This is a genomic window from Blastococcus sp. DSM 46786, from assembly GCF_900109665.1.
GTDB classification, from domain to species: domain Bacteria; phylum Actinomycetota; class Actinomycetes; order Mycobacteriales; family Geodermatophilaceae; genus Blastococcus; species Blastococcus carthaginiensis.
This window is the reverse complement of sequence record NZ_FOAO01000001.1, coordinates 172,213-195,824: the sequence shown is the minus strand read 5'-3', so window position 1 is coordinate 195,824 and position 23,612 is coordinate 172,213. Positions and strand designations below refer to the sequence as shown.

At 74.4% G+C, this 23,612-nt stretch carries 20 protein-coding genes; 15 read left to right on the top strand and 5 right to left on the bottom strand.

Translation table 11 applies throughout. The annotated features are described in order from the left end of the window. The first annotated feature begins 157 nt into the window (after positions 1 to 157). The 13 genes from manA (at position 158) to raiA (ending at position 17,010) form a co-directional block, all read left to right on the top strand. Positions 158 to 1,333, top strand: coding sequence for a mannose-6-phosphate isomerase, class I (manA, locus tag BMW62_RS00945; RefSeq protein WP_091928955.1), 1,176 nt, complete (start codon positions 158 to 160; stop codon positions 1,331 to 1,333). A gap of 144 nt (positions 1,334 to 1,477) precedes the next feature. Continuing rightward, positions 1,478 to 2,548: a glycosyltransferase family 2 protein gene (locus BMW62_RS00940; RefSeq protein WP_091928954.1), complete on the top strand. Its 1,071-nt coding sequence runs from the start codon at positions 1,478 to 1,480 to the stop codon at positions 2,546 to 2,548. Between the two features lie 2 nt (positions 2,549 to 2,550). Further along, on the top strand, positions 2,551 to 2,994 hold the full coding sequence (locus tag BMW62_RS00935; RefSeq protein ID WP_211434919.1) for a GtrA family protein: 444 nt from the start codon (positions 2,551 to 2,553) through the stop codon (positions 2,992 to 2,994). Between the two features lie 140 nt (positions 2,995 to 3,134). Further along, positions 3,135 to 5,282, top strand: a complete 2,148-nt coding sequence (locus BMW62_RS00930) for a hypothetical protein (RefSeq protein ID WP_091928953.1) — start codon at positions 3,135 to 3,137, stop codon at positions 5,280 to 5,282. Positions 5,283 to 5,343: 61 nt separating this feature from the next. After that, on the top strand, positions 5,344 to 6,153 hold the full coding sequence (locus BMW62_RS00925) for a class I SAM-dependent methyltransferase (protein ID WP_091928952.1): 810 nt from the start codon (positions 5,344 to 5,346) through the stop codon (positions 6,151 to 6,153). Positions 6,154 to 6,313: 160 nt separating this feature from the next. Beyond that, positions 6,314 to 8,230 carry a glycosyltransferase gene (locus BMW62_RS00920; RefSeq protein ID WP_211434918.1) on the top strand — a complete coding sequence of 639 codons (1,917 nt, stop codon included), beginning with the start codon at positions 6,314 to 6,316 and terminating at the stop codon, positions 8,228 to 8,230. A 108-nt stretch (positions 8,231 to 8,338) separates the two neighbouring features. Then, complete coding sequence (locus tag BMW62_RS00915) at positions 8,339 to 9,232, top strand: GmrSD restriction endonuclease domain-containing protein (RefSeq protein ID WP_091928951.1); 894 nt, start codon at positions 8,339 to 8,341, stop codon at positions 9,230 to 9,232. 190 nt (positions 9,233 to 9,422) lie between these two features. Next, positions 9,423 to 10,907, top strand: a complete 1,485-nt coding sequence (gene ahcY / locus BMW62_RS00910; RefSeq protein ID WP_091928950.1) for an adenosylhomocysteinase — start codon at positions 9,423 to 9,425, stop codon at positions 10,905 to 10,907. Positions 10,908 to 11,104: 197 nt separating this feature from the next. After that, complete coding sequence (gene mtrA, locus BMW62_RS00905) at positions 11,105 to 11,821, top strand: MtrAB system response regulator MtrA (protein ID WP_091928949.1); 717 nt, start codon at positions 11,105 to 11,107, stop codon at positions 11,819 to 11,821. Between the two features lie 151 nt (positions 11,822 to 11,972). Continuing rightward, on the top strand, positions 11,973 to 13,700 hold the full coding sequence (mtrB, locus tag BMW62_RS00900; protein WP_091928948.1) for an MtrAB system histidine kinase MtrB: 1,728 nt from the start codon (positions 11,973 to 11,975) through the stop codon (positions 13,698 to 13,700). Beyond that, positions 13,697 to 15,424, top strand: a complete 1,728-nt coding sequence (locus BMW62_RS00895; protein WP_091928947.1) for an LpqB family beta-propeller domain-containing protein — start codon at positions 13,697 to 13,699, stop codon at positions 15,422 to 15,424. The genes mtrB and BMW62_RS00895 overlap by 4 nt, the downstream gene beginning before the upstream one ends. 67 nt (positions 15,425 to 15,491) lie before the next feature. Next, the gene (locus BMW62_RS00890; RefSeq protein WP_091928946.1) at positions 15,492 to 16,277 is read left to right on the top strand and encodes a ComF family protein; all 786 of its coding nucleotides are present in this window, start codon (positions 15,492 to 15,494) and stop codon (positions 16,275 to 16,277) included. A gap of 40 nt (positions 16,278 to 16,317) precedes the next feature. After that, entirely contained in the window at positions 16,318 to 17,010 is a 693-nt protein-coding gene (gene raiA, locus BMW62_RS00885) for a ribosome hibernation-promoting factor, HPF/YfiA family (protein ID WP_091928945.1), read from the top strand. A 99-nt stretch (positions 17,011 to 17,109) separates the two neighbouring features. Here raiA and BMW62_RS00880 read toward each other — a convergent pair whose 3' ends face one another. Both BMW62_RS00880 and BMW62_RS00875 read right to left on the bottom strand, forming a co-directional pair. Next, positions 17,110 to 17,517, bottom strand: coding sequence for a GNAT family N-acetyltransferase (locus BMW62_RS00880; protein ID WP_091928944.1), 408 nt, complete (start codon positions 17,515 to 17,517; stop codon positions 17,110 to 17,112). A 151-nt stretch (positions 17,518 to 17,668) separates the two neighbouring features. Then, positions 17,669 to 18,061, bottom strand: coding sequence for a pyridoxamine 5'-phosphate oxidase family protein (locus tag BMW62_RS00875; RefSeq protein ID WP_091928943.1), 393 nt, complete (start codon positions 18,059 to 18,061; stop codon positions 17,669 to 17,671). Positions 18,062 to 18,144: 83 nt separating this feature from the next. On the opposite strand from BMW62_RS00875, the gene secA reads away from it, so the two are divergent. Then, the gene (secA, locus tag BMW62_RS00870; RefSeq protein WP_091928942.1) at positions 18,145 to 21,192 is read left to right on the top strand and encodes a preprotein translocase subunit SecA; all 3,048 of its coding nucleotides are present in this window, start codon (positions 18,145 to 18,147) and stop codon (positions 21,190 to 21,192) included. A 109-nt stretch (positions 21,193 to 21,301) separates the two neighbouring features. Here the strand turns inward: secA and BMW62_RS00865 are convergent, their stop codons facing one another. After that, positions 21,302 to 21,841 (bottom strand): Rv3235 family protein, encoded by a 540-nt coding sequence (locus tag BMW62_RS00865; RefSeq protein ID WP_091928941.1) that lies wholly within the window; start codon positions 21,839 to 21,841, stop codon positions 21,302 to 21,304. Positions 21,842 to 21,878: 37 nt separating this feature from the next. Then, positions 21,879 to 22,607 carry a LysM peptidoglycan-binding domain-containing protein gene (locus BMW62_RS00860; RefSeq protein ID WP_091928940.1) on the bottom strand — a complete coding sequence of 243 codons (729 nt, stop codon included), beginning with the start codon at positions 22,605 to 22,607 and terminating at the stop codon, positions 21,879 to 21,881. Between the two features lie 87 nt (positions 22,608 to 22,694). Here BMW62_RS00860 and BMW62_RS00855 point away from each other — a divergent pair, with 87 nt between their 5' ends. Beyond that, a complete protein-coding gene (locus tag BMW62_RS00855; protein WP_091928939.1) occupies positions 22,695 to 23,264 on the top strand; it encodes a hypothetical protein in 570 nt (189 codons plus the stop codon). Between the two features lie 4 nt (positions 23,265 to 23,268). Here BMW62_RS00855 and BMW62_RS00850 read toward each other — a convergent pair whose 3' ends face one another. Next, positions 23,269 to 23,526 (bottom strand): helix-turn-helix domain-containing protein, encoded by a 258-nt coding sequence (locus tag BMW62_RS00850; protein ID WP_091929152.1) that lies wholly within the window; start codon positions 23,524 to 23,526, stop codon positions 23,269 to 23,271. Positions 23,527 to 23,612: the final 86 nt, after the last annotated feature.

Below are 23,612 nucleotides of genomic sequence, written 5' to 3'. Positions count from 1 at the left end.
TCGCGAGCACGGCGCGAGCCGCGCGACGAGGCCGGGGACGTGCGGGGGCACGGACCCGTCCCGGGTGTGCGCGCCGCCGTCGGAGGGTGGTTCCTGCGGCCCCTTGGGGTGAGGTCGCGTTCCGCGAGGCCGGGGCGAGCCGTAACCTGCCCAGACGATGTGGCAGCTGAGCAACGGTGTGCGGTTCTACCCCTGGGGCAGCCGTACCGTCATCCCCGAGCTCCTGGGTGAGCCCGTGCCCGCGGACCGCCCGCACGCGGAGCTGTGGGTGGGCGCGCACCCCGACGAGCCCAGCGTGCTCTCCGACGGGCGCCCGCTGGACAAGGCGATCGCCGAGGACCCCGACCGGTTGCTCGGCCCGGCGGTGGTGGAGCGGTTCGGGGCGCGGCTGCCGTTCCTGCTGAAGGTGCTGGCCGCCGAGACGCCGCTGTCGCTGCAGGCGCACCCGACGACGGCGCAGGCGGAGGTCGGCTACGCGGCCGAGGAGGCCGCCGGCATCGCGCACGACGACCCGACCCGCACCTTCAAGGACCCCTTCCACAAGCCCGAGCTGCTGCTGGCGCTCACCACCTTCGAGGCGCTGTGCGGCTTCCGCCCGGTGGAGGAGTCGCTGCACTGCCTGGCCAAGCTGCAGGTGCCCGAGCTCAAGCCCACCATCGCCGCCCTGGCGCGCGGTGGCCTGCGGGCGGCGATCCCGCAGCTGCTGGCGCTGACCGGGGAGCGGCGGACCGAGCTGGTGCACGCCGTCGCCACCGCGGCCGCCCGGTTCGTGGCGGCGCACGACCCGGAGTTCATCAACACCTACCGGTGGGCGGCGACCCTCGCCGAGACCTACCCGGGTGACCCGGGCGTGGTCATCTCGCTGATGTGCAACCACCTCAAGCTCGCGCCGGGCGAGGCGGTGTTCCTCCCCGCGGGGAACCTGCACGCCTACCTCTCCGGCGCCGGCGTCGAGGTGATGGCCAGCTCGGACAACGTGCTGCGCGGCGGGCTGACGGCCAAGCACGTCGACCTGGCGGCGCTGATCGAGGTCCTCGACTTCACCGACGGCAAGGTGCCGGTGCTCCACCCGGTGCTCGGCCCCGGCGGGCTGCGCTACCCGGTGCCGGTGCAGGACTTCGACCTCACCCGCGTGCACCTCGACGAGCAGGCGGGCACGCTCACCACGCGCGGGCCGCAGCTGCTGCTCTGCACGGAGGGCGCCGCCGTGCTCGCCTCGGTCGACGGCGAGCTGACCCTGGAGCAGGGGCGTGCGGCGTTCCTCCCCGCCGGTGCGCCGGTCAGCGCCCGCGGTCCCGCCGTCCTCTACCGGGCGACGACTAACCTGGGCTGAGACCCGCACGGTCCGCGGCGCCGGCCGGCGCCGGGAATGCTGCGGTGAGGCGCGTCGTCCGTCAGGATGGCGGGGCGTGCACGACGACGTGCCACCCCGTGTCGGACCGCCCGGGGCGGCGGCCGGACCGGAGGAGGCGCCTGCATGCTGTTGTCCGTGGTGGTCCCCTGCCACGACGAGGAGCGGGTCCTGCCCGAGCTCGTCGCCCAGGTGACGGCGGTGATGGAGGACGTCCCGGCCGATCTCGAGTTCGTGCTCGTCGACGACGGCAGCCGCGACCGGACGACCGAGGTGATGCAGGAGCTGCACTCGCGGGACCCCCGCGTCCGCTACGTGTCGCTCAGCCGCAACTTCGGCAAGGAGTCGGCGATGCTGGCCGGCCTCGCCTACGCGCGCGGGGACGCCGTCGTGATCATGGACGCCGACCTCCAGCACCCGCCACGGCTGATCCGGCAGATGCTCGACCTCCTCCAGCAGGGCAACGACCAGGTGGTCGCCCGCCGCACCCGGGACGGCGACGCGTTCGGCCGGAGCATGCTCGCCCGGCTCTACTACCGGTTGGTCAACGCGCTGGTCGAGGTCCGCATCGAGGACGGGGTGGGTGACTTCCGGCTGCTGAGCCGGCGCGCGGTCGACGCGCTGCTGCAGCTGGGTGAGTACAACCGGTTCTCGAAGGGGCTGTTCGCCTGGATCGGCTTCCCGACCGCCACCATCGACTACCGCAACGAGGCCCGGTTCGGCGGGGACGCCAGCCGGTGGACGCTGCGCCGGCTGCTCAACTACGGCATCGACGGCATCATGTCGTTCAACAACGCCCCGCTGCGGCTGGCGATCTACGTGGGGCTCGTGGTCACCACGCTGGCCTTCGGCTACGCCGGCTACCTGGTGGTCGCCGCGGTCGTAGGGGGCATCGTGGTGCCCGGCTACGTGACCCTGGTGGCCGCGGTGATCGGGCTCGGCGGGCTGCAACTGCTGTTCCTCGGCGTCATCGGCGAGTACGTCGGCCGGATCTACTACGAGAGCAAGCACCGGCCGCACTTCCTGGTGGCCGCGGCCAGTGACGAGCTGCCGGCCGCCGCCCGGCGCGCACCGACCCGGCGGAACACCGTGCTCGTCGGCAACTGGGTCGCGCCCGACGTCCAGGCCGACGCGGACGGGGCGTACGTCCGGCCCCCGGTCCCGGCGGAGGCCCCGGACCGCCGGCCCTCCAGGTGAGGGTGGACCGGACGACGCTGCGCCACGCCCTGCGCTTCTTCGTCGTCGGTGTCATCAACACCGGTGTCTACTACGGCACGTACCTGCTGCTGAGCCTGGTGGCGCACTACCTGGTGGCGCACCTCGGCGCGATCCTCGTCGCGATGGTGGGCTCGTTCCTGCTCAACTGCTACTGGACGTTCCGCACCCGCCCCACCTGGCGGAAGCTGGCGCTGTTCCCGCTGACCAACGCGACCAACTACGTGATGACGACGGCCGGTGTCGTCGTCCTCGTGGAGTGGCTGGGCGTGGACGAGCGGCTGGCGCCGCTGGTCGCCGCGGTGGCGGCGATCCCGGTGACGTTCCTGCTCTCCCGGCGGCTGCTGGCCGGTCGCCCGGCCGCTGCCACGCGCCCGGCGGTGGGACCCGGCGCGGGGCTCCCCGCGCCGCGGGGCGTGCCGCGGTGAGGCGGCCGGTCCCCGCGGGCGCGGTCGCCCGCGCCACCGCCTCACCGGTGAGGGCTCCGGCGGGCCGGCCCGCGGCGGCCCCGGCGGCGGCTGCGGAGGGGGCGCCGCCGGCGCGACCGAGGAGGCGGCCGCCCGAGTGGGTGGTCACCCTCGCCGTCGGCGTGGCGGCCTGGGTGATCGGTGCCATCCCCTTCTGGCGAGAACGGCTGTTCTACTACGTCGGCGACCAGTACGAGCAGTTCGCCCCGTTGTGGCACGTCTTCGGCCAGCGGCTGCGGGCCGGCGACTGGGTCACCATGGACCCGGCGAGCTGGATGGGCGGGAACTACGCCGCCGAGGGTCTGAACGGGATCTGGAACCCGGTCAGCCTCGCCAACTTCGTGCTGGTCTCGTACTTCGACGACCTCGCGCTCGCCGCGGCCGTGGTCATGGTGGAGTTCCTGGGGCTGCTCGCGATGGGCACCTTCCTGCTGGCCCGCGAGCACGGTGCCCGCCGCTGGCCGGCCGCGGTCGTCGCCCTCGCCGTCCCGTTCTCCGGTTTCACCCTCTGGTACGAGGCCGCGGGGTGGCCTGCCGGCCTGATGGCGTTCACCTGGGTGACCTGGTTCTGGTGGGCGGCCCGCCGGCACGCGCGGGGCCGCCTCAACCCGGTCGTCCCCTTCCTCGCCGGTGCCCTGGTCATGACGACCGGCAACCCCTACGGCGCGCTCGGGATGGTCGTCGTCCTGGTGGCGCTCGGCGCCGAGCTGCTCGTCCGGCGCCGGTTCACCCGGCTGCTGCACCTGGTCGTGATGGGTGCCTGCGCCGGCCTGGTGGCCCTGCCGGTGTACCTGCCCCTGCTCGGCGCCGGGGACGTCTCCCTGCGCCAGGACCTCGCCGTCCTGGCCAACGACACCTTCCTGGTGCCCGATCTGGGCGACCTCGCGGCGGCCAGCTCACCGACCTACCTACCCTCCATCACCAACTGGGGCGGCGCGCTCCTGGAGACCCAGCCGTCGACCTACCTCGCCTGGTTCGTGCTCCCGCTGCTGCCGTGGCTGCGCTGGTCGAGGCTGCGGCGGCGGGCGCGGTCGCTGGCCGGGCTCCTGGGCATCGCCGGCTTCTACCTGCTCGCCACGCTGGCGCCCTCCAACCTGTGGCTGTTCCGCTGGCCGGTCCGGCTGGTGGAGTACCTGTACCTGGCGGTGGCCGTCCTCTTCGCCGTCGTCCTCTCCGCCGGGCTGGCCACCGACGCGCCCCGCCGGCGGGCGCTGGGAAGCGGCGCGATCGTCCTCGGCGGCACCTACCTGGCGTGGGCCGTCCGTCCGGCCGGTCTCCTCCAGGAGCACGCCGCCGCGCTGCTGCTGGTGGCCGCCGGCACCGCGCTCGCCGTGGTGGCCCACCGGCGGCGGGGGCTGCCGGGCCTCGGTGCCGTGCTGGTCGCGGGCACCGTCGCCGTCGTCGCCTTCCAGACCACCGTCCTGCCGTTCCGGCCGGGCGGGTTCGGCCTCCGGCCGGCCTCGGACCTGTCCGCGCTGGCGGAGGGGACCACCTCCTACGAGGGCACGGTCCTGCAGCTGGCCAGGCACGACACGATCACCACGGAGCAGATGCGCGACGGCGAGATCACCTTCGGCAACCTGCTGCGACCGACCGGCACCCCGACGGTCGCCAGCTACAGCGGGATCGGCTTCCAGGAGTTCGCCGACGCGCTCTGCGTCGACTACCGCGGGGCCACCTGCCCGGAGGCGTTCGAGCGGCTGTGGCAGCCCGCCGGGCCGGGCTACCCGGTGCCGCTCGTCGATGCCCTCCGCGTGTCGACGCTGGTCCTGCAGCGGGACCTGCTGGGCGACCACGTGGTCGACGACCAGGAACCGCCGCCCGGCTGGCGGGTGGCCGAGCGCACCCCGGTGCGGGCCGTGTGGGTCCGCGACCAGCCGTACGCCGGCGGGTCACGGGTCTCCTGGACCTCGCCCGGGGTCGAGGTCGTGGCCGGCTCGGCCGAGGAGGAGCGCGAGGTCGTCCGGTACCGCGCCGACGAGGCCGGCCGGGTGCTCTTCGCCCGCCTGGCGTGGCCCGGTTACTCGGCCACCGTCGACGACGAGGAGGTGCCGGTGGTCGACGGCCCGGCCGGTCTGCTCGCGGTCGCGGTGCCCGCCGGTGAGCACACCCTGGTGCTCGACTACGCCCCGCCCGGCCTGCGGGCCGGCGGGCTTGCCGCCGCGGGTGCGGCGCTGGTCGTGCTCGTGCAGGCCGGGTTGTGGTGGTGGCAGCGGCAGCGCGGACGCAGGCGACTGCGGGCCCGGTAGCCGCTACCGTCGCCACCCTGGCCCGGCGTCTGCCGTGGTGCCGGCGAGAGGAAGTGGTCGCATGTCGCGAGGTCGGCGGGGCGAGGGGCGAAGCGGTGCGTTCCGGGACCGGGTGCTGCGGGCGCTGGCCGCACCGGTCCGGCGCCTGCTGGCGCCGCTGGTCAGGGACGTCGTCGCCGCCGAGGCGGACCGGGTCATCAGCGCGCTGCACGAAGTGGAGTTCCGCCAGCGTCGCGACCTGCTCGCTGCCGGTGAGCGGGACGCCGCCGTGACCTCGGCCCATTTCGCCGCCCGCGAGATGCCGACCGCGCGCGCCTTCCACGACCGCACGAGCACCCTGAAGCACGGGTTGGACGTCGCCCCGCGCGGCGGGATGGCCCTCGAGTTCGGCGTCTTCGAGGGCCGTTCGCTGGAGGTCATCGCGGCGCAGCGGGGACGCCGCGAGGTGTACGGCTTCGACTCGTTCGAGGGGCTGCCGGAGGACTACCGGCCGCACGTCCGCACGGGCGCGTTCGCGGTCGGGTCGTTGCCCGACGTGGAAGGCGCCGAACTGGTCGTCGGCTGGTTCGAGGAGACCCTGCCCGGCTTCCTGGCCACCCACCCGGGACCGGTGGACTTCGTGCACGTCGACGGCGACCTGTACTCCTCGGCGGTGACGGTCCTCGACCTGGTCGGCCCGCGGCTGACCGCCGGGTCGGTGCTGGTGTTCGACGAGTTCTTCAACTTCCCCGGCTGGGAGGCGCACGAGTTCCGTGCCTGGCAGGAGTGGCTGGCCCGCACCGGCGCCCGGGCGGAGTACGTGGCCTACACGTCCAACGACGAGCAGGTGGTCGTGCGCCTGACCGAGCCGGGCCACGCGCCGGCCGGATGATCTCGGCCGGGGCCTCCCGCTGGGGCGTTCGCGCGGCGGGCGCCCGCGGCCGAGCACTCCGCGCCGAGTCGTTCACGGAGCGTCACGACTGCAGCGGGTGCGCGCCCGGCCGGGTACGTCGGCGGATTGCCGCTCGCGCGGGCCGGTTACGTTCCACTCCATGCGCCGGCGTCCGAACGGAGAAGACACCTTGGTGATGGCCGTCCAGCCCCAGACGACCCCGGCTCCGGCCGCCACGCCGGAGCCGGCTCCGCGCCACGGGCGCCTGCTCGCGCAGCGCACGCTGTTCGCGGGCCCCAACCCGGCCGTCCCGGCCGACCTGTACTGCACGACGGTCACCGGGGTCGCGGTGCGCGAACGCACCCGCCTCGTCCTCGACGGCCACGCCGCGGTGTCCACCAACTCCTACTTCGGCAGGTTCCCCGCGTCGTACTGGCAGCGGTGGACGTCCGCGCGCTCGGTGGACCTCCACGCGGTCGTCAGCGGCGGTGGCCTCGTCCGGGTCATGGCCTCCGACAGCGAGGGCACCGCCCGGACGGTGGCCACCCAGCAGGTCCGGGACGCCCACGAGCAGCCGCTGACGCTCACGCTCGCCCTCGACCGGTTCGTGGACGGTGGCGCGTTCTGGCTCGAGCTCGAGACCGACGTCGACGGGCTCGTCGTCGACCACGTGGAGTGGTCGGTCGCCACCATCCGGCCGCGGCGGGCGACCGCGGTGGTCATCTGCACCTACAACCGGGCCGACGACTGCCTGGCCACGCTCCGCACCCTCGCGGCCGACCGCGCGGTGGCCGGCGAGCTCGCGGCGGTCTACGTCGTCGACCAGGGCACGGACACCGTGGAGAGCCGCCCGGGGTTCGCCGACGTCCGCGAGGCCCTCGGGCCGGCGCTGCGGTACGTGCGGCAGCCCAACCTCGGTGGGGCCGGCGGGTTCACCCGCGGCATCTACGAGGCGGTGCGGAACGAGACCGTCGAGCGGGTGAACCTGCTGCTCATGGACGACGACATCCGGCTCGAGCCCGACACGGTCGTGCGGCTGCGGGCCCTCGCCGACCGCGCGGACGAGCCGGTGCTCGTGGGTGGCCAGATGCTCAACCTGCTGCACCCCGACCGGCTGCACGTGGGGGCGGAGTCGGCCGACCTGTCGATCCTGCGAGCCGGCAAGCCGGTGCCCGACGCGCTCACCGACGCCGACCTCACCGAGGAGCAGCAGGACCTGCGGGTCGACGGTGACTACAACGCCTGGTGGACCTGCCTCATCCCGTCGGAGGTCGTCTCGGCGATCGGCTACCCGCTGCCCGTCTTCTTCCAGTGGGACGACATCGAGTTCGGGTTGCGGGCCCGCGCGGCCGGCTTCCCGACGGTGACCCTGCCCGGTGCAGGCGTCTGGCACGCCGACTTCTCGTGGAAGAACTGGGACGACTGGTCGCGCTACTTCAGCTACCGCAACTCCCTGATCACCAGCGCTCTGCACAGCGACTTCGACCGGCGGAGCATCGCCGAGCACCTCGCCAAGCAGCTCGTGGACGCCCTCGTGTCGATGCGCTACGGCCTGGCCGCGCTGCTGATCCGCGCGGTGGAGGACTTCCTCCGGGGCCCGGAGGTGCTGGCCGACGGCGGAACGGAGACGGCCGCGCAGATCCGCAAGCTCTGGGGGGAGCACCCCGAGACGAAGAACCACCCGGCCTCGTCGGTGCCCGGTGTGGCCGCGGTCGACATGCGGCGGACCGCGCCGGCCGGTGCGCCGTCGATGCTGGGCCTGGTCCTGGTCAAGCGGATCCTCTGGCAGTTGCGCCAGCGGAACCAGGGCACGGCGGCGATCAACGCGGCCGACGCCCACTGGTGGCACGTGTCCCTCTTCGACACCGCGGTGGTGACCGACCCGTCCCAGGAGGGGGTGCGGCTGCGGCGGTTCGACCGCGAGGTGATGCTGCGGTCGGCGCGGCAGGGTGCGTCGGTGCTGGTGCGCCTCGTGCGGGAGGGGGGCGGTGCCCGCGACCGCTGGCGCGCCGCCCTGCCCGAGCTCTCCGACCGGCAGACCTGGGCGCAGCTGTTCGAGAGCGAGGCCGGCCGCTGACCTCCGCCGGCACGCCCTGACGCCGCCCGCCTCGGCGTTGCGCCGCCGGGCTCGCGGCGGACCGGCCTAGCGTCGGGCCGTTCGCCGTCCGGCTGGTGGGGGAGTCACGTGCACGTCCGACCCGGGTCCCGGCCGCGCCGGCTGGCCGCCGCCCTCGTGGGCGTGGGTCTGCTGGCGGCGCTGCCGGCCTGCGAGGCGGTGGACGTCGCCGAGAGCGGCGACCGCACCGGGGCGACGTCGGAGGGCCCCGCGCCGGTCGCCGGCTCCGCACTGGCGGCGCTGGACGCGCTCGAGGTCAAAGGTCGCGCGCCGAGGACCGGCTACGACCGCGACGAGTTCGGCGACGGCTGGGTCGACACCGACCGCAACGGCTGCGACACGCGCAACGACGTCCTGGCCCGCGACCTGACGGGGGAGACGTTCGAGCCGGGTACGCGCGACTGCGTCGTCCGCACCGGCACCCTCGCCGACCCGTACTCGGGCAGCACGATCGCCTTCCAGCGCGGCCAGGACACCAGCGACGACGTGCAGGTCGACCACGTGGTCGCGCTGTCGGACGCCTGGCAGAAGGGCGCGCAGGCCTGGGACGAGGAGCGCCGGGTCCGGTTCGCCAACGACCCGCTCAACCTGCTCGCCGTCGACGGGCCGCTCAACATGCAGAAGGGCGACGGCGACGCCGCCACCTGGCTGCCGCCGGCGAACGGCTACCGGTGCGCCTACGTGGCCCGGCAGGTCGCCGTGAAGGCCGGCTACGGGCTCTGGGCCACGCAGGCCGAGCGGGATGCCATGGCCGGCGTGCTGGCGCGGTGTCCCGACGAGCCCCTGCCGGCCGGTGCCTCGCTGCCCGCCGTCCGGTCCGCACCGGACGGGGCCACCGCGCCGGCGTCCTATGCGGACTGCGCCGCGGTCCGCGCGGCCGGCGCCGCACCCATCCACCGCGGCGAGCCGGGGTTCTCGGAGCGGTTCGACGGCGACGGGGACGGCGTCGGCTGCGAGTCCTGACCCGGCGGCCGGCCGCCGGTCAGGCCCCGTCCAGAGGCTCGCCTCGAGCCTGCGAGGGGCGAGGAGGACGGGGTCCTTCACCTATCCTGGACGGCGGTACGAGCCCCGCCGAAGCCTCGGCATGCTCGCTCATCCTCAGCGACCCCTCAGCGCCCGCCGGTCCACGGTCGGGCGCGGACACTGGAGCGACATGACCGCCAGCACTGGCACCCGCACGCTGACCGACGGCGACTACAAGGTCGCCGACCTCTCCCTGCACGGCTTCGGCCGCAAGGAGATCCAGCTCGCCGAGCACGAGATGCCCGGCCTCATGGCGCTGCGCGCCGAGTACGGCGACGCGCAGCCCCTGGCCGGCGCCCGCATCGCCGGTTCGCTGCACATGACGGTGCAGACCGCCGTCCTCATCGAGACGCTGACCGCGCTGGGCGCCGACGTGCGCTGGGTCAGCTGCAACATCTTCTCCACCCAGGACCACGCCGCCGCGGCGATCGTCGTCGGCGACGGCACCCCCGAGCAGCCGGCCGGCGTGCCGGTCTTCGCCTGGAAGGGCGAGACGCTCGAGGAGTACTGGTGGTGCACCCAGCGCCTGTTCGAGTTCCGCGACGAGACCGGCCAGGTCGTCGGCCCGAACATGCTGCTCGACGACGGCGGCGACGCCACCCTGCTGGTGCACCTGGGCAGCCGGTTCGAGGCCGACGGCGCCGTCCCCGACACCACCGACGCCGACTCGGAGGAGTACGGCGTCATCCTCGACGTCCTCCGCGGCAGCCTCGCCTCCGACGCCGGGTACTGGACCCGCATCGGCCAGGGCATCACGGGCGTCACCGAGGAGACGACCACCGGCGTCATGCGCCTGTACGAGCTGGCCCGCGACGGGCGGCTGCTCTTCCCGGCGATCAACGTGAACGACTCGGTCACCAAGAGCAAGTTCGACAACCTCTACGGGTGCCGGCACTCGCTGATCGACGGCATCAACCGCGCCACCGACGTCATGATCGGCGGCAAGGTGGCCGTGGTCTGCGGCTACGGCGACGTCGGCAAGGGCTGCGCGGAGTCGCTCCGCGGCCAGGGCGCGCGGGTGATCGTCACCGAGATCGACCCGATCAACGCCCTGCAGGCCGCGATGCACGGCTACGAGGTGACCACGCTCGACGAGGTCATCGGCAAGGCCGACATCATCATCACGGCCACCGGCAACAAGGACATCATCTCCGCCGAGCAGCTCGGGCGGACCAAGCACCAGGCGATCATCGGCAACATCGGGCACTTCGACAACGAGATCGACGTGGCCGGCCTGGCCCGCACCCCCGGCATCGAGCGGACGACGATCAAGCCGCAGGTCGACGAGTGGCGGTTCGCCGACGGCCACACGATCATCCTGCTCTCCGAGGGCCGGCTGCTGAACCTGGGCAACGCCACCGGGCACCCCAGCTTCGTCATGAGCGCCTCGTTCTCCAACCAGGTGCTGGCGCAGATCGAGCTGTGGAACAACCGCGCCGCCTACGAGGGGCAGACCCCCGGCGTCACCGTGCTGCCGAAGCAGCTCGACGAGCACGTGGCCCGGCTGCACCTCGACGCCCTCGGCGTGAAGCTCACCGAGCTGACCAAGGTGCAAGCCGACTACATCGGCGTCCCGGTCGAGGGCCCCTACAAGAGCGACCACTACCGCTACTGAGAGGACCCCGCTGCTCCCCTGCAGCCGGGCCGTTCCAGTCCCTCACCAGGGGGCATAGGAAGCTCTACCTGCGTCTTCGGCCCCCGAGACGCACGTAGAGCTTCCTATGCCTACGGGTGGATCCGGTCGTCCCACCCGCCCCGGCAGCCACCCGCGCGAGTGGGGTGCAGCCCCCTCAGCGCCCTGAACAGCGCAGAATGGGTGCCGTGCCACCCACCGCTCCCCAGAACGGGCCCAGCCGCGGCCGTGTCCTCGTCGTCGACGACGACGCCGCCCTCGCCGAGATGCTCGGCATCGTGCTGCGGCGCGAGGGGTACGAACCCGCCTTCGTCTCCGACGGCAACCGCGCGGTCGGCGTCTTCCAGCAGACCCGGCCCGACCTGGTGCTGCTGGACCTGATGCTGCCCGGGCGCAACGGGCTGCAGATCTGCCAGGACATCCGCACCCAGTCGACGGTGCCCATCGTCATGCTCACCGCGAAGGGCGACACGATCGACGTCGTCCAGGGGCTCGAGGCCGGCGCCGACGACTACGTCACCAAGCCGTTCAAGCCGGTCGAGCTGGTCGCCCGCGTCCGGGCGCAGCTGCGCCGAGGGGAGACCGGGCAAGCGGAGAACCTCAGCATCGGTGACGTGCAGATCGACGTGCCGGCGCACCAGGTCAGCCGGGACGGCGTCCCCATCTCGCTCACGCCGCTGGAGTTCGACCTCCTCGTGGCGCTGGCCCGCAAGCCCCGCCAGGTGTTCACCCGGGAGCTCCTGCTCGAGCAGGTGTGGGGCTACCGGCACGCCGCCGACACCCGCCTGGTGAACGTGCACGTGCAGCGGCTGCGCGCCAAGGTCGAGAAGGACCCCGAGAAGCCCGAGGTCGTGCTCACCGTGCGCGGCGTGGGCTACAAGGCCGGCCCGCCGTGAGCGGACAGGTCCGTGAGCATCGCAGCGAGGGACGAGCGAGGAGCGGAGCGGGCCGCGGCAGCGAACCGGTGTGCACCGTGAGCGGGGGCGGGTCGGCCGTTCCCGTGCGCGGGCTCCCCGCTCCCGGCGCCGACCGGGTGACACTGGAGCGGTGACAGCCACCCGGACCCCCGAGACGGGCACGGGTGCGGACCGCTTCCCGCCGGGGGGCGGAGGCCGGCCGGGCACCCGCGAGGAGCTGACTCGGCTGGGGCGCGGGCTGCGCCGCCGGGCCGGGCGGGCGCACCGCCGCACGAGGCGGACCCTCCGCGAGCTCGGCGCCCGGGCGGCCCGGACCTGGCGCTCGTCGCTGCAGGTGCGCATCGGCGCCATCACCATGCTGCTCGCCGGCACCGTGGTCGTGATCGTGAGCCTGGTGCTGTTCAGCCAGATCAAGGACCAGCTGCTCGACGTGAAGCGGCAGGCCGCGATCGACCAGGTGCAGGCCGGCGTCGTGTACGCCCAGAGCGAGGTGGCCGGCATCGCGACCGGCGACGCCGCCAGCGTCCGGGCCACCCTCGCCCGCACGGTGAACCAGCTGCTGGACCGCGGCGGTGCGGCCGGTGACTTCGACGTCGTCATGGTCTACCGGCCTTCCGGCGGTACCGAGATCCCCGCCACCAACCGCCGGCCGCTCACCGCCGCGCTGCCCCAGGAGCTGCGGGCCGCGGTGGATGCCGGCAACCAGGCGTCGAAGTACGACATGGTCCCCGGCGACGCGGGGGACCCACGGCCCAGCCTCGTGGTGGGCGCACCGGTGACCGGGGACGCGCAGGGGCCCGATCGCATCGAGCTCTACTACGTCTTCCCGCTGCAGCAGGAGCAGGAGAGCCTCGGCCTGATCCGCACCACCGTGCTCATCAGCGGCGTCGCGCTCACCCTGCTCGTGGTCGGCATCGGCGTCCTGGTCACCCGGCTGGTGGTGGACCCGGTGCGGCAGGCGGCCGGCACCGCGCAGCGGCTCGCCGAGGGCCAGCTCGAGGAGCGGATGGCGGTGCGCGGCGAGGACGACCTGGCGCGGCTGGCGACGAGCTTCAACGCGATGGCCGACAGCCTGCAGCGGCAGATCACCCAGCTGGAGGGGCTGTCGCAGCTGCAGCAGCGCTTCACCTCCGACGTGTCGCACGAGCTGCGCACCCCGCTGACCACCGTGCAGATGGCCGCCGAGGTGCTGCACGAGGCGCGGGAGGACTTCCCGGCGCACGTGGCCCGCTCCGCCGAGCTCCTGCGCGCCGAGCTCGACCGCTTCGAGGCGCTGCTGACCGACCTGCTGGAGATCAGCCGGTACGACGCCGGCGCGGCCGTGCTCGACTCCGCCCCCGCCGACATGGGGGCGCTGGTCGGCCGGGTCGTCGACGGGATGAGCGCGCTGGCCGAGCGGCACGCCTGCGAGCTCGTGGTCACCCGGCCGGACGAGAGCGTCCTCGCCGAGGTCGACGTCCGCCGGGTGGAGCGGATCCTGCGCAACCTGGTCGGCAACGCGATCGAGCACGGGTCCGGCCGCCCGGTGGAGATCACGCTGGCGGCCAACCGGTCGGCGGCCGCGGTCACCGTGCGCGACCACGGCGTGGGCCTGAGCCCGGGGGAGGCGCAGCACGTGTTCGACCGGTTCTGGCGGGCCGACCCCTCCCGGGTGCGCACCGTCGGCGGCAGCGGGCTGGGCCTGTCCATCAGCCTCGAGGACGCCCGCCTGCACGGCGGCTGGTTGCAGGTGTGGGGCCAGCCCGGCGCGGGTGCGCAGTTCCGGCTCACGCTGCCGCTGATGGCCGGCACCGACCTGACCAGCTCGCCGCTGCCGCTGCGACCGGTGAAGCTCCGCCGACCGGGGGTGCTGCGGTGAGCCGGCGTGCGTCGGTCGCCCTGGCGCTGCTCACGGCGGTGCTGACCCTGGTCTCCTGCTCCACCGTGCCCACCGACTCGGCGACGGTGCTGATCACCCAGGCGCCGGCCGGGGTGCCGGAAGCCGTCGGCATCGAGCCGGTCGCCCCGGTGCCGGGGGCCAGCGCCGAGGAGATCGTGCGCCAGTTCATCGACGCCGCGGCCAGCACCGTCCGCCGTCACCCGGTGGCCCGGCAGTACCTCGCGCCCGGACCGGCCGAGAACTGGCAGGACGACAGCGGGATCAGCGTCATCGGTACCGACTACGCCGTGGTGACGACGGACGAGGGCGCGGTCACCGTGACCGCCAACCTGATCGGCACCGTCGACCCCCGCGGGGTGTTCACCGTGGCCGAGCGCGGCGTCTTCACCCGTGACTTCACCCTGGAGCAGGTCGACGGCGAGTGGCGGATCACCAACCCGCCCGACGGGCTGATCATGCTCGAGCCGGACTTCCGGCGGCTCTACGACCCGGTGGACGCCTACTTCCTCGACCCGACCCTGTCGCGCGTGGTCCCCGACCCGCGCTACCTCATCCGCGGGGAGTCCCAGCCCACCGCGGTGGTGGAGCGGCTGATCACCGGGCCGTCGGCGGCGCTGGCCGCCGGCGTCCTGAATCCGCTGAGCGGCGTGGAGCTGACCTCCACCGTCACCGTCGAGGGGCAGACCGCCACCGTGGAGCTCAGCGGCCTGCCGGCCGAGCCCGCCCCGCTGCTCGCCGAGATCTGCGCCCAGCTGGTGTGGAGCCTGCAGCAGCTGGTCCGGCCGCGGATCGTCAACGTCGTCGTCCTGCTCGACGGGGAGCCGATCACCCCCGACGGCGTGCCGCGGCAGCAGACCATCGAGGACTGGGCCTCCTTCGACCCCGACGCGGTCCCGGTCGACGGGGTCGGCCACTACATCGACTCCGGGGCCGTGGAGACGGTCCCGCAGGGCGATCCGGTCCCCGGCCCGGCGGGCGAGGGGCGCTACGGGCTGGACAGCGCCGCCGTCGCGGCGGCCGGCGGGCAGCTCTCCTTCCTCACCGGCGTCCGCACCGACGAGGCGGGCGCCACGCTGCTCGCCGGCCCCTACGGCGGGGAGCTGGCCCCCGTGCTCAGCGGGGCCTCGATCAGCGCACCCACCGTCGCCGCGACCCGCACGGAGGCGTGGGTGGTGCGTGACGGCACCGAGCTCGTCCGGGTGCCCGCCGGGGGGCCGCCGCAGCCGGTCGCCGCCCCGACCCTCCCGGGTCTCGGGCGTGCCGAGGTGCTGCAGCTCTCGCCCGACGGCGTGCGCGCCGCCGTCGTGATCGACGGCGCCCAGGGCCGTCGGGTGCACGTCGGCACCGTGGTCCGCTCCGCGGACGACGGCGCGGTGGTGCTGCGCGATTTGCGCGACGTGGCGCCCACCCTGGCCGGGGTCATCGACGTCGGCTGGCGGGACAGCGGCAGCCTGATGGTGCTCGCGGGCGACGCGGGCGAGGACCGCATCGTCCCGTACACGGTCGGGGTCGACGGCTGGGGGCTCGCCCCGGTGTCCACCTCCGGGCTGCCCAGCCAGCCGACGGCGCTCGCGGTCGCACCGTCGCGGCAGGCGCTGGTGAGCGCCGGCGCCACGATCTGGCAGCTCGCCGGCGGCCGGTGGGTGACCCTCGTCCGCGGCGCCGAGCCGCTGCCCGGGACGGCGCCGTTCTACCCGTCCTGAACCGGGCGCCGTCCACAACCGCCGGCGGAGGCCTCCCGGAGGCCGACCCGGCGGGCAGGCTGGGGCGGTGGGCCCCGGGGTGCTGTCGGCGCTGGCCGACCTCGTGCTGCCCCGCTGCTGCGCCGGGTGCGGGCTGCCGGGGGCGGTGCTCTGCGCCCGCTGCGCCCGGCTGCTCGCCGCACCCCACCTGGCGTCGCCCCGGCGGTTCCCGGCGGGGTTCCCCCCGACGGTCGCCGCGGCGGTCTACGCCGGCCCGGTGCGGCCGGTGGTCAACGCCTTCAAGGAACAGGGGCGGGCGGAGCTCGCCGCGCCGCTGGGCACTGCGCTGGCCCTCGCCGTCGCCGCCGTCCGGCTGGGCGTCGACGGGGATCCGCCGCTGCTGCTGGTGCCGGTCCCCGCATCCCGCGCCGCCCTCCGGTCCCGGGGCAGGGACCACGTGCGGGAGCTGACCCGTCAGGCCGTGGCCGAGCTGCGGGCGGCCGGGGTGGTGGCAGACGAGGGCCGGGTGCTGCGCCGGCGCGGCCGCGTCCGGGACTCGTCGGGGCTGTCGGCCGCCGAGCGGCGGGCCAACCTGGCCGGCACCTTCGAGGTCACCGGCCCGCACCGACCGGCCGGTGACCTGGTCGTCCTCGTCGACGACGTGGTCACCACCGGGGCCACGCTGACCGAGGCGGCGCGGGCGCTGCAGGTCGCTCCCGGTGCGGCCGGAGAGGTCGTCGCGGCGGTCGTCGCGGCCACCCCGCGGACACCGGCCGGCCCACCTCAGGCCACTCCCGCGAGCGCCGGGTACCGGCCCGGGACCGTCCTCCACCACGACCTCGATCGACTGTCGCGGTCCCGGGGGAGGGACTAGCGTCGAAGCGACCAACGCCCGTCCCCAACCGGGAGGTCCCATGGAGATCGTGGTCCGTGGTCGCAACGTCGAGGTCCCTGAGCACTACCGCCAACACGTCGAGGACAAGGTCGGCCAGCTGGAGCGGTTCGACGCCAAGCTGTCCCGCATCGACGTCGAGCTCTTCCACGAGAAGAACCCCCGCCAGTCGGCCAGCTGCCAGCGCGTGGAGATCACGCTGCGCGGCAAGGGTCCGGTGGTCCGCGCCGAGGCCGCGGGCCCGGACTTCTACGCGGCGCTCGACCTGGCCTGCGCCAAGCTGGACAACCGGCTGCGCCGGGCGGCCGACCGCCGCCGGGTGCACCACGGCCGGCGGACCCCCGACAGCGTGCGCCTGACCGGCGCCGCGCCGGACACCGGTCACCCCGAGCTGACCATCGAGCAGCAGCTCGAGCTCGACCGCGAGCTCGCGTCGGGGCCGCACGTCACCGACCTCGACGAGCACCTGCCCGGGCAGATCGTGCGGGAGAAGCACCACCCGGCGACGCCGATGACCGTCGACCAGGCGCTCCACGAGATGGAGCTGGTCGGCCACGACTTCTTCCTGTTCCAGTGCGCCGACACCGGCCAGCCGACGGTCGTCTACCGCCGGCACGCCTACGACTACGGCCTGATCCGCCTCGCGCCCGTGTCGCAGGACGGCGGCGCCCCGGCGTCCGCGCCGGCCGCGGTGGCGCAACCGGCGAACGCCTGACCGGGCGGGGCACGGCCGCCGGCCGTGCCCCGCTCCGCCGCCGGCCGTGCCCCGCTCCGCCGCCGGCCGTGCCCGGTCCAGTCGCCGGCCGTGCCCGGCTCAGTCGCCGGCGAGCCTGCCGAACAGCACCGCGTCGGTCCGGCTGCCGTCGCGCTGGTCCAGGCAGGCGCGCACCACGCCCTCCTCGCGGAAGCCCGCACGCCGGGCCACGACCTGCGAGACGGTGTTCGCCACGTCGACGAACAGGTGCACCCTGGGGGCGCCGAGCCCGAGCGCCCACCCGGCGAGCGCGTGCGCCGTCTCCGCGGCGTAGCCGTTGCCGCGCGCCCAGGGGGCGACCGTGTAGCCGATCTCCGGGCCGAGGCGCCCGGGACGGAGGTAGAGCCCTGCGGTGCCGGCCAGCTCCCCGCCGGCCTCGACGACGACCGAGAGCCCCGTGCCGTCGGACCGCTCGCGTACGGCGCCCGTGCAGGGACCCGGCCCGAGCGTGCGAGGGCAGGGGGGCACGGGGGTCCTTCTACCAGCGCTGGGTCTCCGGGTCCTGCGAGGCGCGGTGCACCGCCTCGACGTCGGCCGGGCGGAAGGGACGCAGCACCAGCCGGCCCCGTCCGGAGGCTCGCCGCGAGCGTGCGAGCGGGGAGAGGGACGGGGTGTTTTCTCAGGCGTTGCCGAGGATGCGGTCCACCGAGATCTCGATGACCACGCGGGCCGGGTTCTCCCGGGGCCGGCGGTACCGCTGCGCGTACCGCTCCTCGGCGTCGGCCACCGACGCGGCGTCCTCGCGCACCACCGCCGCGCCCTCGAGGGTGGCCCAGCGTCGCCCGTCGACCTGGCAGACGGCGACCCGCGCCTGGCCCGCGCGGACGTGCCGGGCCTTGGCGGAGGTGCCGGAGGTGATCACCCGGGCGGTGGTCGTCGCCGCGTCGTAGGTGACGCCGACCGGGACGACGTGCGGCGTGCCGTCGGGCCGCAGCGTGGTCAGCGTCGCGAGGTGCCGCTCGGTGAGGAACTCCAGCAGTCCGGCGCCCGGGTCGGACGGATCGCGAGCCATCGCTGCAGCGTACGGATGGGACGCGTGGTGCCCCGGGCGGTCGCCACGTCCGCAGCCGTGGCGGGGCCGCCTACGCTGGGGTCGTGCTGTTCTCGAAGATCCTCCGTGCCGGTGAGGGCAAGCTCGTCCGACGCCTCGGCAGAATCGCCGACGCGGTGGAGTCGCTCGCCGACGACTACACCGACCTCTCCGACGCAGAGCTCCGGGCGAAGACCGACGAGTTCAAGGAGCGCCACGCCGACGGGGAATCCCTCGACGCGCTGCTGCCCGAGGCGTTCGCCGTGGTCCGCGAGGCGGCCACCCGCACCCTGGGGCAGCGGCACTTCCGCGTGCAGCTCATGGGCGGCGCCGCGCTGCACCTGGGCAACATCGCCGAGATGCGCACCGGTGAGGGCAAGACGCTCACCGGCGTCCTCCCCGCCTACCTCAACGGGCTGTCCGGCAAGGGCGTCCACGTCGTCACGGTCAACGACTACCTGGCCAAGCGCGACGCCGAGTGGATGGGCCGGGTGCACCGCTTCCTGGGGCTGTCGGTCGGCAGCATCCTGTCGGGCCAGACGCCCGCGCAGCGGCGCGAGCTGTACGCCTGCGACATCACCTACGGCACGAACAACGAGTTCGGCTTCGACTACCTGCGCGACAACATGGCCTGGAGCAAGGCCGACCTGGTGCAGCGCGGGCACCACTTCGCGATCGTCGACGAGGTCGACTCCATCCTCATCGACGAGGCGCGCACCCCGCTGATCATCAGCGGCCCCGCGGAGACCAGCGCCAAGTGGTACGGCGAGTTCGCCCGTCTGGTCCCGATGATGAAGCGCGACGTCCACTACGAGGTGGAGGAGGACAAGCGCACCGTCGCCGTCACCGAGGAGGGCGTGGAGTTCGTCGAGGACCAGCTCGGCATCGACAACCTGTACGAGGCGGCCAACACGCCGCTGATCAGCTACCTGAACAACGCCCTCAAGGCCAAGGAGCTGTTCAAGAAGGACCAGCAGTACATCGTCAGCAACGGCGAGGTCCTCATCGTCGACGAGTTCACCGGCCGCGTGCTGGCCGGTCGCCGCTACAACGAGGGCATGCACCAGGCCATCGAGGCCAAGGAGAAGGTGAAGATCAAGGACGAGAACCAGACGCTCGCCACGATCACCCTCCAGAACTACTTCCGGCTCTACGAGAAGCTCTCCGGCATGACCGGCACGGCGCAGACCGAGGCCGCCGAGCTGCACCAGACCTACAAGCTGGGTGTCGTCCCGATCCCGACCAACCGGCCGATGGTCCGGCAGGACCGCTCCGACGTCATCTACAAGACGGAGAAGGCCAAGTTCGAGGCCGTCGTCGACGACATCGCCGAGCGGCACGAGGCGGGCCAGCCGGTGCTGGTCGGCACCGCGAGCGTCGAGAAGTCCGAGGTCCTCTCGAAGTTCCTGCTCCGGCGCAGCATCCCGCACGAGGTGCTGAACGCCAAGAACCACGCGCGCGAGGCGGCGATCGTCGCCCAGGCGGGCCGCCCCGGGGCGGTCACCGTGGCCACCAACATGGCCGGCCGCGGCACCGACATCCAGCTCGGCGGCAACGCCGAGTTCATCGCCGACGAGGCGCTGCGCGCCCGCGGGCTCTCCCCGGCGGAGACCCCGGAGGAGTACGAGGCGGCCTGGGACGAGGCGCTGGATGCGGCCAAGGCGCAGGTCAAGGCCGAGCACGAGGCGGTCACCGAGGCCGGGGGCCTGTACGTCCTCGGTACGGAGCGGCACGAGAGCCGGCGCATCGACAACCAGCTGCGCGGGCGGTCGGGCCGGCAGGGCGACCCCGGGGAGTCGCGCTTCTACCTCTCCCTGGGCGACGACCTCATGCGCCGGTTCAACGGCCCGATGCTCGAGTCGATGATGAACACCCTGCGGGTGCCCGACGACCAGCCCATCGAGTCCAAGATGGTCAGCCGGGCGATCCTCTCGGCGCAGACCCAGGTGGAGCAGCAGAACTTCGAGGTCCGCAAGAACGTCCTCAAGTACGACGAGGTGCTCAACCGCCAGCGCACCGTCATCTACGACGAGCGGCGCAAGGTGCTCGAGGGCGCCGACCTGCACGAGCAGGTGCGGTCGATGGTCGACGACGTGGTCTCCGCCTACGTGGACGGCGCCACCGAGACCGGGTACGCGGAGGACTGGGACCTCGACCAGCTGTGGGCCGGGCTCAAGGCGCTCTACCCCGTCGGGGTCTCCGTCGAGGAGTTGATCGAGCAGAAGGCCGGCGGCGAGCAGTCCGACCTCTCCGCCGAGGACCTCAAGACCGCGATGCTCGACGACGTGCACCGCGCCTACGAGGAGCGGGAGGCGACGCTGGGCGCCGAGGTGATGCGCGAGCTGGAGCGGCGGGTGCTGCTCAGCGTGCTGGACCGCAAGTGGCGCGAGCACCTCTACGAGATGGACTACCTGCGGGCCGGCATCCACCTGCGCGCGATGGCCAACCGCGACCCCGTCGTGGAGTACCAGCGCGAGGGCTACGACATGTTCGTGGCGATGCTCGACGGCATCAAGGAGGAGTCCGTCGGGTTCCTGTTCAACCTCGAGGTGAAGACCAAGGACGAGCAGGAGGCCGAGGCGAAGGCCAAGCAGGCCGAGGCCGAGGCGAAGGCGCTGGCCGCCGCGCAGGAGGGCACGGCCAAGGTGCTGGCCCGCCAGGTCGCCGCGGCGCGGGCGGCGGCCGGGACGGCGGCGGCCGCGACGGCCCGCCGGTCCGCCCCCGCTCCCGAGGCGCCGGCCGCCCAGGCGGCGCCCGCTGCCGAGGCACCGGCCGCCGAGGCTGCAGCCGCTCCCGAGGCGCCGGCCGCCGAGGCTGCACCCGCTCCCGAGGCGCCGGCCGCCCAGGTGGCGCCGGCGCCCGCGACCGAGGAGCCGGTGGCGGAGAAGGCTGCGCCGGAGCTCACGGTGAAGGGGCTCGATGAGCCGCGCCGTGCGCCGGAGAACCTCACCTACTCCGCGCCCAGCCTGGACGCGTCCCCGGCCGAGAGCGGTCGCACCAAGGCGGCCAAGACGGCGACGGTCACCGGCACCAAGGAGACCCCGCGGAACGCGCCCTGCCCCTGCGGCTCGGGCCGGAAGTACAAGCAGTGCCACGGAGCGGCCGGCAGCTGAACGGCCCGCCCCACCGCCGACGACGCCCCGCCGACCGACCGGTCGGCGGGGCGCCGTGGTCTCCGGCCCCGCCCCGAGGTGCGAGGGCTGGGGAGGGCCGTGTCCTCCTTCAGCCGATCTGCAGCGCCGTGCAGCGCCAGCGGCCGTCCACGCCCTCGATCCGGGCGGCGACGGCGTGCGCCCGCCCGGCCCGGTGGGCGACCGCGCTGACCTCTGCCACCCCGTCCACCGGCTCGCAGACGCGCACCGGGCCGATCACCACCGGCGCGTTCCCCTCGGTGCACCACTGCGGCCGGCGGCCGGCCGACAGCGCGGCGTAGACGCCCGTCGAGGTCAGCGGCTGCACCTGGGCCAGCGGGCGGCGTCCGGCGAGCGCCTCGAGGGCGGTGGTCACCAGCCGTCGGGCGGCCGCGCCCGCGGGCGGCAGCTCGGCCCGGCCGGTCGGCACCGGCCCGAACTCGTCATGGGCGAGGGCGGACGACGCGGCGCTCGGCCGGGGCCCCGGGGGCAGGGCGGGCAGGGGGAGCGGCCGGCCGGGGCGCACCAGGTGCAACACGGGACGGACCTCGCCCGGCGGCTGCGGGGTGGGGACGACGGTCAGCTGCAGGACCGGCGGGGGAGCCGGGACGGTGCGGGACGGTGCGGTCATCGGGGACTCCGGGGTTCGACGGTGGGGGACGGGCGGGTCACGGCAGGGCCGGCGGCCGGAGCACCTGGCCGGGCAGCAGCAGGTCGGGATCGGGGCCGATCACCTCGGCGTTGGCCTGCCACCAGGCCGTGACGGCGGTCGCCACCTCGGCGTCGGACGGCGCATGCCCCCGCGTGCGCGCCAGGTGGCCCTCGGCGATGCGCCAGAGGCACTCGCCACGCAGGACGACGTGTTCCCCGGGCGCAGGAGCCGGCGGCCAGTCCGGGACGGGGGCGGTGCTCACGCCCCCGTCCCGCACGGGCACGGCAGCCGACGCCGGCCAGTCGGGGACGGCGTGCGCGGACGGCGCGGCCGGGGGAGCCGGCATCCCGTCCGCCGCGGCGGCCGTCGTCATCGGCAGCCCCGGGACCGCTGCCCCCGGCATCGGTGGCGCGATGACCAGCCCGACGCCCAGGACGAGCGCGGCGGCGCGGCGGGCGCCGGAGGGCAGCACGCCGCGGAGCGCACCGCCGGCGAGGGCGCCGGCGGCCCCGGGCAGCGCCGAGCACACGGTGAGTGCGAGACCGAGCGCACCCCATCCCCACACCGCCCACGCGAGCAGGCCCACCAGGTGCACCACCAGGACGTCGGGCCCCGCGGTGTCGGCCGTGCGCTGCGCGGCGGCGAGGGCGGCCAGCGAGACGGGTGGCGCCGAGGCCAGCAGCGCCAGGACGGCGGCGAGGCCGGCCATGCCGAGGCCCGCCGCGAGCAGTCGTCGCACCGACACCAGGCCCTCCTCCGCGTTGACGTTGCGTCACTAAAGCAACCAAACGCAAGCAAACGCAAGTGAGTAACACGATCTAGGCTGTGCGGCATGCGGTGGCAGCAGCTGTTCGCGGACCTGCAGGCGCAGTTCGAGGCCGCGGAGGACGCGCAGGACCGGGCGGAGTGGGCCTCACGCGCCCGCGCGGAGATCGGTGCCGTGCGGCTGGCCGAGCGGATCGGGGGATCGGTCGGCGCAGAGCTCGTGGTGACGTGCCGGGGAGCCGGGCGGATCCGCGGGGTGCTCGCCGCGCAGGGGACCGACTGGCTGCTGCTCGCCGACGACCGGGGACGGGACCAGCTGGTGGCGGTGGCGGCGGTCCGGGCCGTGGACGGGCTTGGTCGCTGGACCGCGGCGGCCGAGGAACCGGGACCGGTGCGGGCGCGGCTGGACCTGCGCCGTGCGCTGCGCGGCCTGGCGCGGGACCGCAGCGCCGTCCAGCTCGTGCTGGACGACGGGACGCAGCTGACCGGGACGATCGACCGGGTGGGGGCCGACTACGTGGAGGTGGCCGAGCACGCGGCGGACCAGCCGCGACGCCCGGACGCGGTGCGCCGGGTCTCGGCGGTGGTCGTCGACGCGGTGGCGGTGGTGCGCACCCTGGCGCCCGGGTGGGGCTGAGCGGTCAGCCCCGCTGCTCCGAGGAGTCGGGGCCGGCGGCGCCCGCGGTGGCCTCGGCGGCCGGCACGGTGCCGGCGCGGGCCTCGGCGTACTTCTGCTGGATGAAGCGCTCGAGCTCGTCGACCTCGACGCGCCACTGGCCGCGCCCGCCGATCTGGATCGCGATCAGCTCCTTGCGGCGCACCAGCGCATAGGCCTGCGACCACGACACGTTGAGGATCTCCGCGACGTCGTCGAGGGTCAGGAAGCGGGGCGTGGGCATCGGCGTCTCCATCCGTTCGCGGGCCAGTCTGTCAGCCGTGCCGGTGGTCCGTGGCGGTCGTCCACACCCGAACGTGTGGACGACGG